Consider the following 16,355-nt stretch of genomic DNA (forward strand, 5'->3'; position numbering starts at 1 on the left):
GGGGCTGGCTGTTATTTGTCGTGCTGGGGCTGGGCGTGCGGGAGCAGCGATGATTCGCCCTGATATTCGTTGCGCAGGCAGCGCAGCAGCAGCTCGGTCGCTGGGCCGAGGGATTCGGGGGAGAGGGTCAGCAGATAGGTGTAGAGGTGGCGCTCGTTGCCGCTCTCCAGATCCAGCTGTATGAGTGAACCTTCCGCTAGCTCTCGCTCAACCAGATGGCGCGGCAGCCAGGCATAGCCGAGGCCGAGGCGCAGCATGGCGAGCACTTCGTGGTAGTGGGTTGCCTTCCAGCCGGTGTCATCCGCATCGTTCCAGTCCACCGAGCGGTGAATGGGGGGATGAAGGCTGATCTGGTTGTGGCTGGTCAATACATCGCTGCGGATGGGCCCCTCCTCTTGCGCCAGCGGATGGCTGGCGGCGCAGAGGGGCAGCAGGCATACCTCGTCCAGCAGCAGACCGGTGCGATCGCCGGGCAGGTGCTCGGAGAGCATCAGATCCCCCGGTTGCAGGGCGTTGAAGTGGCAGTGAATGCGTTCGTGCAGGTTGACCCGGCAACCCCGGCTGCGGGGATAGAAGCTGGCCAGGGCCCGATAGAGGCGATCCCTTGGTTGCAGCGCCGAGACATAGAGGTTGATCTGCGGCTCCCACTGCCGCTCCAGGTTGTTGGCCAGATTCTCCAGCTCCTCCACCTGTTGGCTCAACTGACGGGCCCGCTTGAGGAAGATCTCGCCCGCCGGCGTCAGCACCGCCTTGCGGCCGCGCACCTCCAGCAAGGGCACCCCCAGACTCTGCTGCAACTTTGCAACCGCATGATTGAGGGAGGACTGGCTCTTGTTCAGCGCCTCGGCCGCCTGGGCGTAGCCGCCGCAGTCGACCACCGCCTGAAAGATCCGCCATTGCTCAAACGTGCTCTTGGGACGAAACATAGTTCAACCTGATTGGAGATAGGATGGTCAGTGGTTCGAACAGGGAGCCTGTGCCCCCTATTCAATTTAACCCCTGCCGCACAACACTCTGGGTATTTTATTGATTTATTTGGGCTGGGCCACGCAACTTGTTTATTTTGGCTGAGCCACGAAGGTCTGGCCGGTTTTGCCACGGCTGTCCGACCCCATCAGGTAGAGGTAGAGCGGCATCAGGTCGGCCGGGGTCTTGAGGTTCATGGGATCTTCCGCCGGGAAGGCGCTGGCGCGCATCTTGGTACGGGTACCGCCCGGGTTGAGGGTATTGACCCGCACACCGGTGTTTTCCAGCTCGTCGGCCAGCACTTCCATCATCCCCTCGATGGCGAACTTGGAGATGGCATAGGTGCCCCAGTAGGCGCGCCCCTTGCGCCCCACGCTGGAGGAGGTGTAGACGATGGAGGCATCGCCCTGCGTCTTGGCGGTCTGGCGCAGCAGCGGCAGCAGCGCCTGGGTCAGCAGGAATTCCGATTTGACGTTGACCTGCATCACCTCATCCCACTCCTTCTCCTGAATGTGTTCAAACGGAGAGAGGGTGCCAAGCAGACCGGCGTTGAACAGCACGCCGTCGAGGCGGCCAAACTGCTGGGCGAAGGTTTCGGCCATGCCGCGGTAGTGGGCGGCGGTGGCCCCTTTCAGATCCACCGGCACGATGGCGGGCAGCGGATAACCGGCCGCTTCAATCTGGTCATACACGGCTTCGAGTTTGGCGCTGGTGCGGCCGAGCAGGATCACGGTGGCACCGTGAGCGGCGTAGGTGAGGGCGGCTTCGCGGCCGATCCCGTCGCCGGCACCTGTGACCAGAATGACTTTATCCTTGAGCAGATCGCGGGGTGCCTGATAATCGAGCATGACAACTCCTGTTAACAAATTCCGGCCATAAGTGCATGGCAATCGGCGCCAAGTGTACTGATCCGCGCGCCTGTTTGACCAGCCAGCGGCAAGAAAAATGTGAAGAAAATAGAGAGGTTGTGATGCTCGGGTTGGTTTTTCCGGGCACTGGCTGCGATTTTTTGCGCGCATTCGCCAAACTCCCTAGAATGTGACGAAAACCGATCCATTCTGGAGTCCATCGTGACATTTCTGACCGAATATGGCCTGTTTTTGGCCAAGACAGTGACCTTCCTGCTGGCCATCGGCGCCATCATCCTGATGATTGTGAGCACTCGCCAGCCGAAAGCGCGCAAGGGGGAGCTGGTGGTGACCGATCTCTCGAGCGAACTGGAGCAGGGGCAATTTGCCCTCAAGAGCGCGCTCGTTAGCAAGGCCGAGCGCAAGGTGCTGGAAAAGCAGCAAAAAGAGGAGCAGAAAAAACGCGCCAAGGCGGGGGATGAGCGCAGTCGCCTGTTTGTGCTCGATTTCAACGGCAGCATGGATGCCAAAGAGGTGGCCTCCCTGCGCGAGGAGGTGAGCGCGGTGATCGGCGTCGCCCAGCCCGGCGACGAGGTGTTGCTGCGACTCGAATCTGGTGGCGGCGTGGTGCATGGCTATGGCTTGGCCGCTTCCCAGCTGCAGCGACTGCGCGATCGTGACATCAAGCTCACCGTGGCTATCGATAAGGTGGCGGCGAGCGGTGGCTACATGATGGCCTGCGTGGCGGACAAGATCCTGGCTGCCCCCTTTGCCATCGTCGGCTCCATCGGGGTGATCGCCCAGATGCCGAACTTCAACAAGTTGTTGAAAAAGCATGACATCGAATTCGAGATGCACACCGCCGGCCAGTACAAGCGCACCATCACCATGTTCGGCGAGAACGACGATATGGGGCGCGAGAAGTTTCGCGAGGAGCTGGCGGCGATCCACGATCGCTTCAAGGCCTTTGTGGCCGAGCACCGTCCGCAACTCGATATCGATCGGGTCACGACCGGTGAGCACTGGCTGGCAAGTCAGGCCAAGGGGCTGGGGTTGGTGGATACCCTCTGCACCAGCGATGACTATCTGCTGGCGCAGGCCAGCCACCACAAGGTGATCGGCATCAGCTATCGCAAGCCAAAAAGCCTGACCCAGAAGCTGGGGCAGCAGGGCGCGCAGGCGCTCGAGGCGGGATTAGGGCGGCTGTGGCAACAGAGCCCCTGGCGCTAAGCGCTAGCCTGAGGGAAATCCCGTGATAACAAGGCCAGCCGATGCCCATCGGCTGGCCTTTTTGCATCCGGTTGCACCTTGCTGGTGAGCAAAGGTTGTTTCTATTGAGGCCCTCTGTTACAACTGAATGCTTTCCCCGTTTATGACAGGATCTTGTGGTAAGAGCTGCGGGGCATGGAGCATAGCGATGTCATGGAGCACCTTCAGGCAATTTACCCCGCTGGTCTGGATCGTCATTCTGGGTACCTTCATGGTGCGTACCAGCTACTACATGGTGTGGCCCTTCCTCTCCATTCTGCTCTATCGGGAGTATGACCTTTCGGCCACCTTCATCGGCCTGTTGCTGGGTGGCTCGATGGCCCTTTCTACCCTGGTCAGTTTCTACGGCGGCTGGCTCTCTGATCGCTTCGGGCGGCGCAGCATACTGCTGGCCGGTTGTCTGGTGGCGATGATCTGTTTCGGCCTGCTCGGTTTTTCGCACGAGGTGTTCTGGCTCGGGGTCGGGGTGATGGGCAGCGGCCTCTCGTCGGGGCTCATCGATGCGCCCGGCAAGGCGCTGATGGCCGACAGTCTGGCCTCGGCCAAGGCGCGGGAGTTGGCACTGCACCTGCGCTATTTTCTGCTCAACCTGGGGGCGGCGTTGGGGCCGCTACTGGGGGTGACCCTCGGGATCAACGCCCAGCAGGAGACCTTCCTGTTTCTGGTGGTGAGCTATCTGCTGCTGGCGCTGGCCTTTGGCTGGGGATTTCGCCGGGCTGGCAGCACAGGCAAGCCGGGGACTGCCGGGCCCGGCTTGCGGGATGCCATCAAGGTGTTGCTGGCGGATCGCGCCTTCCTGCTGCTGGTGATGGCCAATCTCCTGATGGTGCTGGTCTACTCCCAGTTTCACTCGCCGCTGGTGCAATACCTGACCCGAGCCGGTATGCCGCAGGTGGCCGAGCTGGTTGCCCTGCTGGTGGCGACCAATGCCCTGACCGTGGTGCTGCTGCAGTTTCCGCTGCTGCGGTTGTTGTCACGCTGGCCGGTGCGGGTACGGCTTCATATCGGCATGGCGCTCTTTCTGGCGGCCCAATTGCTCTTTGCTCTGGGGGACCCGACGGTGCGCAGCTACTGGTTTGGCGCCGTGCTGTTGCTCAGCATTGGCGAGACCATCCTGTTCCCCCTGCTCAACGTGCTGATCGACCAGATGGCCCCCACCCACCTCAAGGGGAGCTACTTTGGTGCCAGCGCACTGGCCGGGTTGGGAGGGGCTGCCGGCGCCCTGCTGGGAGGCTGGATCCTCGAGCAGTGGAGCGGTCAGTTGCTCTATGTGCTGATGGCGCTGCTTTGTGTGGCGATTTTTGCGCTTTATGAGTGGGGTGCCAGAGTACAGCGTCCCGCTGTGGCCACGTCTGTGGTTGAGCGGAGCTGACCCGGTTAATGCGGGGATCTGTGATGCTGAATGTTCAGTGCGTGCTACCCGGAGTCTTCTCTTTGAGCGCCTTCTTGGCTGCGTACATCCTCTCGTCGGCGAGCCGGATCAGGTTTAGCCCGTCGTCGTAGTGCTCCGGCCCGGTCTGCACTATGCCGATACTGAGGGTGAGATCGCCCAGCTGTTCCTTGACGGTGTTGACCAATCGTTTGAGATAGATATCCCGCGCCTGACTCTCGTTGCAGTTGGGCAGGATCAGGCAGAACTCATCTCCGCCATAACGAAAGCAGCTGTCTTCGGCGCGAAAGACCTGACGGATGCAGTGGCCGACGATGCGCAGGATCTCGTCTCCGCGCTGGTGACCTTCGGTATCGTTGATTTTCTTGAAGTTGTCGATATCGAGATAGGCGATGGCCATGGGTTCGGCACGGCGCTGACAGGTGCGCAGGCTTAGCAGCAACAGCTCGTTGAGGTGGCGAACGTTGAGCAATCCGGTCAGGGCATCGGTGCGGTTCAGCTCCTCCAGTTGTTTGGTACGCTCGCGTACTTTCTGCTCCAGACTCTTGGCATAGTTCTCTGACTTCTCTCTGGAGGACTCTATTTCCGACACCAGACTGCGAATGTAGGTTTCGAAGACCAGAGTGATGTCGAACAGAAAGAGTTTGTCCAGTGCGGCCAGCATGACGAGACGCTCCGGTTCATCGCGGATCTGCTCGAACATATCCTCGATCAGCAGGGCTTTGAGGGTGTTGATGGCGGCCAGATAGAGCTTGGGTTCGACCCCGATCCGCTTGTGAACCAGCCCGATCCGAAGCCGGTTGTTGACGTACTCCAAATCGTAATGGCCGCTGAAGAGATCGAGCACATAGCGCCGTTGCGCGGTGCGCAACCGTATGAGGGTATCGGCATCCCCGATCAACAGGGCGATTTCGGTGATGGCCGTCTGCTGCTGGTAGAAGCGATCCACCAGGGCGTCGATCCGTGGTTCTATCTTGCTGCAATAACTTGCCAGCCGCGCCACATCCTGTTCATTGAGCAGCAATAACTCCTTGCGATGGGCAATTTCAAAGTCGGTGATCCTCATCTGCTCAAGCAGGGTCTGTTCGGTCGGATTCATCGTCGTCCTCGGTTTATTACTGGGCGTTACGCTGTCCGTGAGGTGGGACAAACAAGCAGGTGTGGCAATTGATAGTGTAGTCAGTGAGGCTGGGGCGCGCGCAATGCCCCCGCGTGGCGGGGGCTATGGAGGGTCAGGTGAAGGCTAAAGGGGCAAGAGATCCGGAGGGGGAGATCAGAAGGTCAGCACCTTGTCGGCAGCCAGGGTCCATTGGGCCAGCATCGGCAGGGTGCCGACCTCAATGCCCTCGATCAGCGGCAGGGCTGTGATGCCACGGGCATCGGTGCAGGTCTTGCACAGGCGAATGGTGACGCCCTGGGCCAGCAGGATCTCCAGCATCTGGCGCAGGTTGTATCCCTCGGCCGGTGCCTGACCGGCCAGCGCCGCGCTCACCGCATCGGACATCAGGAACAGCTTCAGGCTGGCACCACCCTGTTCGTTGAGGGCGATAGCGAGACGCAGGGCGTTGAACAGGGATTCGCTGCCATAGGGGGCACCGTTGGCAATGACCACAATTTGTTGATTCATAACAGACTCCCGATTGGAAAGAGCGCCATTGTAGAACCAACAGGGTGGCAATTGCGTGATGTTGCACAACTTCTGTCGCACCTTTTTCCCGCTTGCTTGACCCTGTCGCCGATCGAGGTTTTTATGGTCAGCTCGCAAACAAGACCGGATGAATCGAGATGTGGAAAGTATTGGGAGCCGGCTTGCTGCTAGTGGCGGGTCAGGCCTTTGGTAGTGAGGCGGTCGGTTGCAAGGCTCGTCTGCAGGCCGTCAACGACCAGCTGGTGTTTGCCAAAGCACACAACAATGCCGGGCAGATTGCCGGGCTCGAACAGGCCGCGCGCAATATCAAGGCCAACTGTACCGATGAAGGTCTGCTTAAGGAGCAGAAAGAGCGGGTTAACAAACTGCGTGGCGAGGTGGATGAGCGTCTGCTCGAGCTGCAGGAGGCGAGAGTCAGTGGCAAACCGGAGAAGATTGCCAAGCGGCAGGCCAGGCTGGAGGAGTCCCAGACCCGGATGCTGGAGGCCCAGCGTGAGCTGGACAAACTGATCCGGCTGGTCGGCAAGTGATGGCCAGCCGCTGAACGCAGGATCAAAAAAGGCCGATTGCTCGGCCTTTTTTCGTTTTATTGCCTGTGCATCCGCACAAACTTCTCCATCAGCTGATCTTCGGTCTCCACATGAGCGGGATCCCAGATGATGCAGTCGATAGGGCAGACACTGATGCAGGTCGGCTTCTCATAGTGACCGACGCACTCGGTGCAGCGACTGGGGTCGATCTCGTAGATCTCCTCACCCAGGCTGATAGCCTGGTTGGGGCACTCGGGATCGCACATGTCACAGTTGATGCACTTGTCGGTGATGAGCAGCGCCATCTCAGGCCGCCGTGTGCGGGTTGCGGGTATCCTGGCTGTCGCCCAGATTGCGCAGCAGGATGCCGTAGTTCACATCCAGATCTTTCGGGACCGGCACATAGACCACGTGACCGTTGCCCGGCGCGGTATCGATAAGCTCGCCCTTGCGGTTCTCCATCTGCTCCAGATTGAAACGGACGTTGCCCTGCGGGGTCATCAGCTCCAGGTTGTTGCCCACCAGGAACTTGTTCTTCACCTCGACCTCGACCATGTCACCTTTGCGACCGGTGATCTCGCCGACAAACTGCTGGGTGTCGGAGACGGAGTAGCCGTAGTCGTAGTTCTGGTATTCGCTGTGGTTGTGACGGCGCAGGAAGCCCTCGGTATAACCGCGGTGGGCCAGATTTTCGAGGGTGCCCATCAGGCTGCGGTCGAACGGACGACCCGCTACCGCATCATCGATGGCCTTGCGGTAAACCTGAGCGGTACGTGCGCAGTAGTAGAAGGATTTGGTGCGCCCTTCGATTTTCAGGGAGTGAACGCCCATCTTGGTCAGTCGCTCGACGTGCTCGACGGCGCGCAAGTCCTTGGAGTTCATGATGTAGGTGCCGTGTTCGTCCTCGAACGCGCTCATGTACTCGCCCGGGCGGTTGGACTCTTCCAGCAGCACCAGCGCATCGGTCGGTTTGCCAAGGCCCAGGGTGTTGTCCGGGCGAATGGCGATGGGCTCCTGACGGTGGACGATCTGGCCCACGTCATCTTCTTTACCTTCGTGCACCTTGTACTCCCAGCGGCAGGAGTTGGTGCAGGTGCCCTGGTTGGGGTCACGCTTGTTGATGTAGCCGGAGAGCAGGCAGCGGCCGGAGTAGGCCATGCACAGCGCGCCGTGAACGAACACTTCCAGCTCCATCTCCGGTACCTGCATGCGGATCTCTTCGATCTCGTCCAGCGACAGCTCGCGGGAGAGGATGGCGCGGGTCAGGCCCATTTGATGCCAGAACTTCACCGTGGCCCAGTTGACCGCGTTGGCCTGCACCGAGAGGTGAATGGGCATATCCGGGAAGGCTTCACGCATCATCATGATAAGACCGGGGTCGGACATGATCAGCGCATCGGGCTTCATCTCCACCACAGGGCGCATGTCGCGGATAAAGGTCTTGAGCTTGGAGTTGTGGGGCTGGATGTTGGCCACCACATAGAACTGCTTGCCCAGCGCATGGGCTTCGTTGATGCCCAGCTGCAGGTTTTCGTGATCGAATTCGTTGTTGCGCACCCGCAGGCTGTAGCGGGGCTGACCGGCATAGACGGCATCGGCGCCATAGGCGTAGGCGTAACGCATGTTCTTGAGGGAACCTGCGGGGGAGAGCAATTCTGGTTTAAACATGGTGGACTCTTTATATCTGATTGCAAATCAGGACGATGCCACCTGATGGCATCGTAGTGGTTGAGCTGCGGTGCAAGATGCCCTCCGAGAGGAGGCTCAATGCAGCGCGATCCGATGACGGCATATCCGGAGTTATCTAAAGAAGAAGCGCCGGATATTCGGGGTGCGAGATTGTACTCGCCCCCACGTCATCATGCAATTTGGCAGGAATATCATGCGAATGGAAAATCAGTTTTTGGGTAATCTGTGATGGTGGGTTAGCGATATTTGCCGATGTTCAATTATCCAGTGCGAGTTGAAAATCGGGAAACTGTTCGCTCATAAAATTGCGGGGGCTGTGGCCATTGCCTGCGCTGGCCAGCCATTCCCAATCCAGTTTTGGCGAGCCCGCTTTGAAGCGTTGATAGGCAACGCCCTGATGAATGGTCAGAAAGAGGGTCGTGGGGAGTCCCAGCTTGTTGCTGTAGCGCACCATCAGGTCGCCCTGATAGTCGTTGCTGATTCTGACTTTGAGCGCCAGCAGTGTCAGACCGGTGGCGTGACCGTGCTCGTCCCAGACTTCAAACATGATGTGAATACCCTGTTATTGATGGTGCCACAATCATCAATATCGGACGCAATTGCAACTGTCAGATCTGACAAGGCCGGAAAAATGTGATGAGAATGGAAAAAAGCGAAAACCCGGCGCGAGGCCGGGTTTTCTTGAATGATGGTGGAGGGAGAAGGATTCGAACCTTCGAAGGCAGAGCCGTCAGATTTACAGTCTGATCCCTTTGGCCGCTCGGGAACCCCTCCACAGGGGCAAAGCAAATTGTATTCAGCCATTGCAATCAGGGAAATGGTGGAGGGAGAAGGATTCGAACCTTCGAAGGCAGAGCCGTCAGATTTACAGTCTGATCCCTTTGGCCGCTCGGGAACCCCTCCACGAGGTATTTCCTGATTGTCACTACTTTGCACTTGAATGGTGGAGGGAGAAGGATTCGAACCTTCGAAGGCAGAGCCGTCAGATTTACAGTCTGATCCCTTTGGCCGCTCGGGAACCCCTCCCCAAGTGCGAGGCGCATACTATCAGATCCAGAGGCTTTGTGAACCCCTTGATGAGGCATCTGGCAGTAAAAAATGACTGTTCGTCGATTTTTTGATACATACAGCTCAAAATTCAAGCTTATCAGCAAGTTGTGCGCTGCTTTTCTGCACAAAACAGCATCCGTGCAAGTTGGCTATCGCGCTGAAGAGAAGGCCGATAGCAGAAGACCGCCAGCGTTGGCGGTCTTCCCGGGCATCACATTTAGCGCTGGAACGGGTAGACCGAACCCAGTTTCAGGATCTGGGTCAGTTCGTCCAGTGCGCTGCGGGACTCCTGCACCAGTGCCGGATCCCGCAGGTCGTCGAGGGTCAGCCGGTCACGGTAGTGGCGATCGACCCAGCCATCGAGACGGGCAAACTGGCTGTCGTTGATAAGGCAGGCCGGATTGACCGCAGCGAGTTCCTGATCGTTCATGGCAACCCGCAGTCGCAGGCAGGCCGGGCCGCCGCCATTGCGCATGCTCTGTTTCACATCCATATAGTGGACCGCCTTGATCGGGGTCTCCTGCGTCAGCAGCTTGCCAAGATAGGCCGACACCGCCGGATTGTCGCGGCACTCGGTGGGGGCGATGATGGCCATCTCACCGCTCGGCAGGGTGAGGATCTGGGTGTTGAACAGGTAGGATTTCACCGCATCCAGCACGGATACCTCGGCAGTCGGCACTTCGATAAAGTGCAGCTCCCCCTCGCCAAACTTGCCGCGGATTTCGGTCAGCACCGCTTCGGTGTTGAGGAACGCTTGTTGGTGGAAGAAGAGCACGTTCTGGTTGCCCACCGCGATCACGTCGTTATGGAACACCCCCTGATCGATCACCTCCGGGTTTTGCTGAATAAACACCACGCTCTCCTCGCCAAGGCCATGCAGGCGGGCGATGGCTTGGCTTGCCTCCAGAGTCTGGCGGGCCGGATAGCGCTTCGGCGCCGGGCGGGAGTAGTCAAAGGCGCTGCGGCCATAGACAAACAGCTCGACCCCCGCCTCGCCATAGGCGCGGCAGAGCCGGGTGTGGTTGGCTGCCCCCTCGTCGCCGAAGTGGTCATTTTCCGGCAGATGGAGGTGGTGGCTGAAGTGGCGATCATTGTTGAACACAGCGCACAGGATACGGCCCGTGACGTCGGGCTCCAGAGAGCGGTGAAACTTGTTAGTCAGGTTGGCGGGGGTGAAGTGAATGCGGCCATCTTGGGTATCGGCACTGGGAGAGACGGTGGCGGCGTTGGCGGTCCACATGCTGGAAGCCGAATAGCAGGCAGCCAGTACGGCGGGAGCTTGTTTGGCGGCCTGCTCCAGCACCCGGGCATCGTTGCCGGTGAAGCCTAGGCGGCGCAGGGTGGCGAGATCGGGACGCTCTTGTGGCGCCAGTACCCCCTGGGTCATGCCAAGCTCGGTCAGCGCCTTCATCTTGCGCAGCCCCTGTTTGGCGGCCTCTTTCGGATTGGAAGCCTCCTGGGCATTGCTCTGGGAGGCAACGTTGCCGTAGGAGAGGCCGGCATAGTTATGAGTCGGGCCGACCAGACCGTCGAAATTGACCTCGAAGTGCTTCATTGAGTACATCCTTTCGATTTTTATGATGGGTAGCGGTTCCTTCCGCGCGCAATGCGTCGGGGTTGGGCCATTATAAAGAGATTTTATGTTTTTGTAACAAGCCGGTAACCAGCAGACGTTTTTATGTCGTTTCAGATATAAAAAGAGGGGCGGTATGGCAGAAAATTGAAAAAGCGGTTGCGTCCGGCCTGTTGCCTTCGCATTAATAAATAAAATTGAAGCAATAAAAGAAGCCGTGTGGTTCGGGCTGGTCAGGCAAATTTGCTCACAAGATTGCTTTTTCGCGCCAAATCTCTTATACAGCCCCACAAAACCGCACACCAACCCCGTCGGGTGCAATGAGGATAATAGTTACAGCATGGGCAAATCACTGGTCATAGTGGAGTCTCCGGCCAAGGCCAAGACGATCAACAAATATCTGGGCAAGGACTACGTGGTGAAATCCAGCGTTGGTCATGTTCGCGATCTGCCCACCAGCGGCAGCGCCAGCACCGAGCCCAAGAAACCTGTCATTCGCGGCATCAAGTTGAGCGAATCCGAGAAGGCTGCCAAGGATCGCAAGGCCCTGTTTGCCCGGATGGGTATCAATCCGACCGCTGGCTGGCAGGCCAACTACCAGATTTTGCCCGGCAAGGAGAAGGTGGTCAGCGAGTTGCAAAGTCTGGCCGAGAAAGCCGACACCATCTATCTCGCAACCGACTTGGATAGAGAAGGAGAGGCGATCGCCTGGCACCTGCGCGAGATCATCGGTGGCGATGACAGCCGCTACAAGCGCGTGGTGTTCAACGAGATCACCAAGAGCGCCATCAAGGAGGCGTTTGCCCAGCCGTCCGAACTCAATATTGACCGCGTAAATGCCCAGCAGGCCCGTCGTTTCCTCGACCGCGTGGTGGGTTACATGGTCTCCCCGCTGCTGTGGAAAAAGCTGGCCCGCGGTCTCTCCGCCGGTCGGGTGCAGTCCGTTGCGGTGCGCCTCATCGTCGATAAAGAGCGCGAAATCAAGGCGTTCGTACCGGTCGAGTTCTGGGATCTCAATGCCGATCTGCTGACCGGTGACAAGGCTGATCTGCGGATGGAAGTGGTCAGCCGTAATGGTGCCGACTTCAAGCCGGTGACCCAGGCCGAGACCTTTGCCGCTGTCGCAGCCCTGGAAGGGGTCGACTACAAGGTGGTGAACCGGGAAGACAAGCCGACCGGCTCCAAACCGTCCGCGCCGTTTATCACCTCTACCCTGCAGCAGGCGGCCTCTACCCGTCTGAGCTTCGGGGTCAAGAAGACCATGATGATGGCCCAGCGTCTCTATGAAGCGGGTTACATCACCTATATGCGTACCGACTCCACCAACCTCAGCAAAGAGGCGGTTGAGGCGGTGCGTGAATATATCGGCGAGCAGTATGGCGCGGCCTATCTGCCAGCCGAACCGAATCTGTATGGCGCCAAGGCCAATGCTCAGGAAGCGCACGAGGCGATCCGTCCCTCCAACGTACAGGTGACTGCCGAGATGCTGGAAGGGATGGAGCCGGATGCCATGCGTCTGTACGACCTCATCTGGCGTCAGTTCGTTGCTTGCCAGATGACCCCTGCTCAGTACGACTCCTCCACCCTGACCGTCAAGGCGGGTGAGTTCGAGCTCAAGGCCCGTGGTCGTACCCTGCGCTTCGCCGGTTGGACTAAGGCGCTGCCGCCGATGGGTCGCAAGGGCGAAGATAGTCAGCTGCCGGCGGTGACCGTTGGCGAGGTGCTGAAGCTGATCAAGCTGGATCCGCGCCAGCACTTCACCAAGCCGCCTGCCCGTTTCACCGAAGCCGCGCTGGTGCGCGAGCTGGAAAAACGCGGCATTGGCCGTCCCTCTACCTACGCCTCCATCATCTCCACCATCGTTGATCGCGGATATGTGCGGGTCGAGAGCCGCCGTTTCTTCGCCGAGAAGATGGGCGAGATTGTCACCGATCGTCTGGTGGAGAACTTCGTCGAGCTGATGAACTACGAGTTCACCGCCAAGATGGAAGACAAGCTCGATGGCATCGCCGAAGGGAGCCTTGAGTGGAAGAAGGTGCTGGACGCCTTCTACGCCGAGTTTACCCAGGAGCTGGAGAAGGCGGACAAGGCGCCCGAAGAGGGCGGCATGCGTGCCAACCAGATGGTGATGACCGACATCGACTGCCCGGATTGCGGCCGCAAGATGGGTATTCGTACTGCCACCACCGGCGTGTTCCTCGGCTGCTCCGGCTATGCCTTGCCGCCGAAAGAGCGCTGCAAGAAGACCATCAACCTGGTCTCTGCCGACGAGTTTGTCTCCGCCACTGACGGCGAAGAGGCGGAAACCGAAGCGCTGCGCGCCAAGCACCGCTGCGGCGTCTGTGGTACCGCGATGGATGCTTACATCATCGATGACAGCCGCAAGCTGCACGTCTGTGGTCGCAACCCGGATTGCGATGGATACGAAATCGAGAAGGGCCAGTTCAAGCTCAAGGGCTACGAAGGGCCGAGCATCGAGTGCGACCGTTGCGGAGCCGAGATGCAGCTCAAGAACGGCCGTTTCGGCAAGTACATGGGCTGCACCAACGAGACCTGCAAGAACACCCGCAAGATCCTGAAAAACGGCGACATCGCGCCGCCGAAGGAGGATCCTGTGCCGCTGCCGGAGCTCAAGTGCACCCAGTCCGATGCCCACTTCGTGCTGCGTGACGGTGCTGCCGGTCTGTTCCTGGCGGCCAGCAACTTCCCCAAATCCCGCGAGACCCGCGCGCCGCTGGTGGAAGAGCTCAAGCGCTTCAAGGATCGCATCTCCGCCAAGCACAAGTATCTGGCCGGTGCCCCGCTCACCGATCCGGACGGCAACCCTGCCATCGTACGCTTCAGTCGCAAGACCAAGGAGCAGTACGTGATGAGCGAGGTCAACGGTAAGGCGACCGGTTGGACCGCTCATTACGACAACGGTACCTGGCAAGAGAGTTTGCCAAAGGCTAAAAAAGCCTGATGAAAAGAGGCCCCGACAAGGGGCCTCTTTGCTTATGGATAGCGGTATACTGAGACAGCTGCAAGGAGTGCAGCTGTCATCAATCGCGAAGTAGACAAGGAGGTTGAGATGGAGATTAACGAGATCCGGCCGGGCATGAGCTGCATGACCCGTGAAGGGGCGGCCTATGTGCTGGAGGTTGACCGGCAGAGCCTGCTGGTGCTGCTGCAGCGAGCGGATGAGACCATACCGGTGCAGGTGCGCAGCGACGAGATCCTGGCGCCGCTGGAGTGATCCAGCGGTGATCCCCTCAAAACGGCAGTAGAAAAAGCAGCTCGGCCAGATCGGGCTGCCATTGCCACTCCTTCATTCTGACCCGCCCACCGATCACCACGACCCCTTCTTGCTGCAGGCGTCCCGTCTGTTCGGCAAAGCCTTGCGATCCTTTCGGTAACGAGATAGTGCCCGCTGCGCCCAGCACCCGATGCCACGGCAGTACCTTGTCGGTTTCCCGCAGCACCTTGCCTACCAGTCTTGCCCGTCCTGGCAGCCCGGCCAGATCGGCCACCTGACCGTAACTGACCACCCGGCCTGCCGGGATCAAGGCGATGATCACTTCGATACGGGCAGTTTTGTTCAATGGGGATGGACTTGGTTCAATGCTCATAAACCCGATTCGTCAAAAACAACAGAAGCGCCATTGTGGCGCTTCTGTCATGGGGCTGGCAATGATTCAGCCGAAGGTCTGGCTAAGCCCCTTCAGTTGCTTGGCCCGTTCCAGCAGAGCCTGACTGGAGTGATCGACATCCAGCATCTTCTGACTGTTGGCGTGGGAGTATGCGGATATCTGGTGGATGCTGCGGCTGATCTCCTCCACGACCGCTTGTTGCTGCTCAGCAGCGGTGGCGATCTGGGTGGAGTGTTCGGTGACCAGCTCTATCTCTGCCAGCACGGTATGGAGGCTGCTGGCGCCCTGGCGGGTCATCTCGGCACATGCGCGGGTCTGTTGCAGGTTCTCCTGCATCATCCCCTTCCAGCGTCCCAGCGTGTGCTGGATCTGCTTGATGCTGCCCTGGATCTGCTCGGTCGCCTTGTGGGTGCGGGTCGATAGAGTTCGCACCTCGTCGGCCACCACCGCAAAACCACGGCCCTGCTCTCCGGCGCGAGCCGCTTCGATGGCGGCGTTGAGGGCCAGCAGGTTAGTCTGCTCGGCGATGCCCTGGATCTCGCCCATCACACTGCCAATCCGTTCGGATTCGCTGGCGAGCTCTACCGCCGAGTTGAACGCCAGCTCTGCCTGTTTGGCGAGTTGTTCGATCTGTTGCTCGGTCTGGTTCAACTGCTGGTTGGTTTGTTCACAACGATTGCGAGCTTCGTTGACCTGACCGTTGGAGTCCTGAATGTTGCGGGCGATCTCGTGGGCCGTGCTGGCCATCTGAGTCATAGCCGTAGCCATCTGCTGGGTCTGGGCATCTTGCTCGTTGATATCGAGACAGGCTTGATGAGAGGCCTGCTTCAAATTGATGGCCAGGGTTTGCAGAGGTGCCGTGGCATCGTTGATCCGCCCCAAAACGGTTCGGATGCGGGCCTGCAGCATCTTGATATGAAAATCGGCAATGGCGCCGGGGTTGTCACCGGAGTAGACCAACCGGGTCAGACTGTCATATTCACGGCCCAGTTGCTGCAGATAGTGGGGCAGGGCAAAGAGCTCGCGCCAGTAGGCTCCGCCAAGAAGCAACAGGGGCAGCAGCATCAGCAGGACGGTCATGGCCCCTTGGCTGGCGAAGGCCCAGCCCATCATGCCGAGCAGCAACAGGGTAATGGCCGGGGTGCGCACTCTGGCAAGAGAGGGAAGGTTGCTGCTGTTGCCGCGCTCGGCCTTGAGCAGGGCTTGGTAGGTCTGAGCGGCGATGCGCTTGAATTGGGGCTCGGGCTTGCAGCGTACCGACTGGTAGCCGCTGATCCTGTTGCCTTCGTAGATGGGGGTGACGTAGGCATCTACCCAGTAGTAACGACCATCCTTGCAGCGATTTTTGACGATGCCGCGCCAGGGTTTGCCCTCCTTGAGGCGGGCCCAGAGATCGGCGAAGGCGGCCTTGGGCATGTCGGGGTGGCGTACCAGATTGTGGTTGTGACCGACCAGCTCGTCGGCGCTATAGCCGGCGATGGTGCAAAAAGCCGGATTGGCATAAGTGATCACCCCGCGCAGGTCAGTGGTGGAGACCAGTTGTACGTCGGCAGGAAACTCCACTTCGCTATCCAGGGTATGGACATCTCTGCGGGCCATAGGAATACGCTCCGATGTTCTTGTTGATAATGTTGTCGTTGTTATTGTGGCAGATCTGGAGGTGGCCGCAGGCTCGCGCCAGCAGGAGGCAGACCAGCTTCATTGGGGGCTGGATTTTGCCAATAATGGCGGATGAATGGTAGGGGGGAAGTTGATGTTTTGTT

Annotated in this window: 15 protein-coding genes and 3 tRNA genes; 5 read left to right on the forward strand and 13 right to left on the reverse strand. The window is 59.2% G+C overall.

Annotated features, from left to right (window positions below; translation table 11 throughout):
- Positions 1–11: 11 nt before the first annotated feature.
- Entirely contained in the window at positions 12–926 is a 915-nt protein-coding gene (locus ACTG2W_RS18760) for a LysR family transcriptional regulator (protein ID WP_106842772.1), read from the reverse strand.
- A 132-nt stretch (positions 927–1,058) separates the two neighbouring features.
- Entirely contained in the window at positions 1,059–1,814 is a 756-nt protein-coding gene (locus ACTG2W_RS18765; protein ID WP_040069067.1) for a YciK family oxidoreductase, read from the reverse strand.
- A 222-nt stretch (positions 1,815–2,036) separates the two neighbouring features.
- Here ACTG2W_RS18765 and sohB point away from each other — a divergent pair, with 222 nt between their 5' ends.
- Both sohB and ACTG2W_RS18775 read left to right on the forward strand, forming a co-directional pair.
- Positions 2,037–3,044, forward strand: a complete 1,008-nt coding sequence (sohB, locus tag ACTG2W_RS18770) for a protease SohB (RefSeq protein ID WP_106842771.1) — start codon at positions 2,037–2,039, stop codon at positions 3,042–3,044.
- Positions 3,045–3,231: 187 nt separating this feature from the next.
- A complete protein-coding gene (locus ACTG2W_RS18775) occupies positions 3,232–4,455 on the forward strand; it encodes an MFS transporter (protein ID WP_106842770.1) in 1,224 nt (407 codons plus the stop codon).
- Between the two features lie 34 nt (positions 4,456–4,489).
- Here the strand turns inward: ACTG2W_RS18775 and ACTG2W_RS18780 are convergent, their stop codons facing one another.
- Together ACTG2W_RS18780 and ACTG2W_RS18785 are read right to left on the reverse strand one after the other, a co-directional pair.
- Positions 4,490–5,572: a diguanylate cyclase gene (locus ACTG2W_RS18780; RefSeq protein ID WP_257701303.1), complete on the reverse strand. Its 1,083-nt coding sequence runs from the start codon at positions 5,570–5,572 to the stop codon at positions 4,490–4,492.
- A 174-nt stretch (positions 5,573–5,746) separates the two neighbouring features.
- Positions 5,747–6,100: a DsrE/DsrF/TusD sulfur relay family protein gene (locus ACTG2W_RS18785; protein WP_005334901.1), complete on the reverse strand. Its 354-nt coding sequence runs from the start codon at positions 6,098–6,100 to the stop codon at positions 5,747–5,749.
- A gap of 158 nt (positions 6,101–6,258) precedes the next feature.
- On the opposite strand from ACTG2W_RS18785, the gene ACTG2W_RS18790 reads away from it, so the two are divergent.
- Positions 6,259–6,651, forward strand: a complete 393-nt coding sequence (locus ACTG2W_RS18790) for a DUF1090 domain-containing protein (RefSeq protein WP_106842768.1) — start codon at positions 6,259–6,261, stop codon at positions 6,649–6,651.
- Positions 6,652–6,707: 56 nt separating this feature from the next.
- Here ACTG2W_RS18790 and ACTG2W_RS18795 read toward each other — a convergent pair whose 3' ends face one another.
- From ACTG2W_RS18795 to astB, 7 genes are all read right to left on the reverse strand, one after another.
- The gene (locus ACTG2W_RS18795; RefSeq protein ID WP_005334896.1) at positions 6,708–6,956 is read right to left on the reverse strand and encodes a YfhL family 4Fe-4S dicluster ferredoxin; all 249 of its coding nucleotides are present in this window, start codon (positions 6,954–6,956) and stop codon (positions 6,708–6,710) included.
- A gap of 1 nt (position 6,957) precedes the next feature.
- Positions 6,958–8,319, reverse strand: a complete 1,362-nt coding sequence (trhP, locus tag ACTG2W_RS18800; protein ID WP_106842767.1) for a prephenate-dependent tRNA uridine(34) hydroxylase TrhP — start codon at positions 8,317–8,319, stop codon at positions 6,958–6,960.
- Positions 8,320–8,596: 277 nt separating this feature from the next.
- Complete coding sequence (locus ACTG2W_RS18805; RefSeq protein ID WP_106842766.1) at positions 8,597–8,887, reverse strand: hypothetical protein; 291 nt, start codon at positions 8,885–8,887, stop codon at positions 8,597–8,599.
- 142 nt (positions 8,888–9,029) lie between these two features.
- Positions 9,030–9,114: transfer RNA gene (locus ACTG2W_RS18810), tRNA-Tyr, on the reverse strand.
- Between the two features lie 44 nt (positions 9,115–9,158).
- Positions 9,159–9,243, reverse strand: a tRNA-Tyr gene (locus tag ACTG2W_RS18815).
- 38 nt (positions 9,244–9,281) lie between these two features.
- Positions 9,282–9,366, reverse strand: a tRNA-Tyr gene (locus tag ACTG2W_RS18820).
- 241 nt (positions 9,367–9,607) lie between these two features.
- On the reverse strand, positions 9,608–10,945 hold the full coding sequence (gene astB, locus ACTG2W_RS18825; RefSeq protein ID WP_106842765.1) for an N-succinylarginine dihydrolase: 1,338 nt from the start codon (positions 10,943–10,945) through the stop codon (positions 9,608–9,610).
- A gap of 358 nt (positions 10,946–11,303) precedes the next feature.
- Here astB and topA point away from each other — a divergent pair, with 358 nt between their 5' ends.
- Positions 11,304–13,925: a type I DNA topoisomerase gene (topA, locus tag ACTG2W_RS18830; RefSeq protein WP_106842764.1), complete on the forward strand. Its 2,622-nt coding sequence runs from the start codon at positions 11,304–11,306 to the stop codon at positions 13,923–13,925.
- A gap of 108 nt (positions 13,926–14,033) precedes the next feature.
- Complete coding sequence (locus ACTG2W_RS18835) at positions 14,034–14,198, forward strand: hypothetical protein (RefSeq protein ID WP_005334891.1); 165 nt, start codon at positions 14,034–14,036, stop codon at positions 14,196–14,198.
- 16 nt (positions 14,199–14,214) lie between these two features.
- Here the strand turns inward: ACTG2W_RS18835 and ACTG2W_RS18840 are convergent, their stop codons facing one another.
- Positions 14,215–14,571 carry an MGMT family protein gene (locus tag ACTG2W_RS18840; RefSeq protein ID WP_106842763.1) on the reverse strand — a complete coding sequence of 119 codons (357 nt, stop codon included), beginning with the start codon at positions 14,569–14,571 and terminating at the stop codon, positions 14,215–14,217.
- 66 nt (positions 14,572–14,637) lie between these two features.
- Positions 14,638–16,191 carry a methyl-accepting chemotaxis protein gene (locus ACTG2W_RS18845; RefSeq protein ID WP_106842762.1) on the reverse strand — a complete coding sequence of 518 codons (1,554 nt, stop codon included), beginning with the start codon at positions 16,189–16,191 and terminating at the stop codon, positions 14,638–14,640.
- Positions 16,192–16,355: the final 164 nt, after the last annotated feature.

Source organism: Aeromonas sp. 96A (genome assembly GCF_051919165.1).
GTDB lineage: Bacteria > Pseudomonadota > Gammaproteobacteria > Enterobacterales > Aeromonadaceae > Aeromonas > Aeromonas veronii.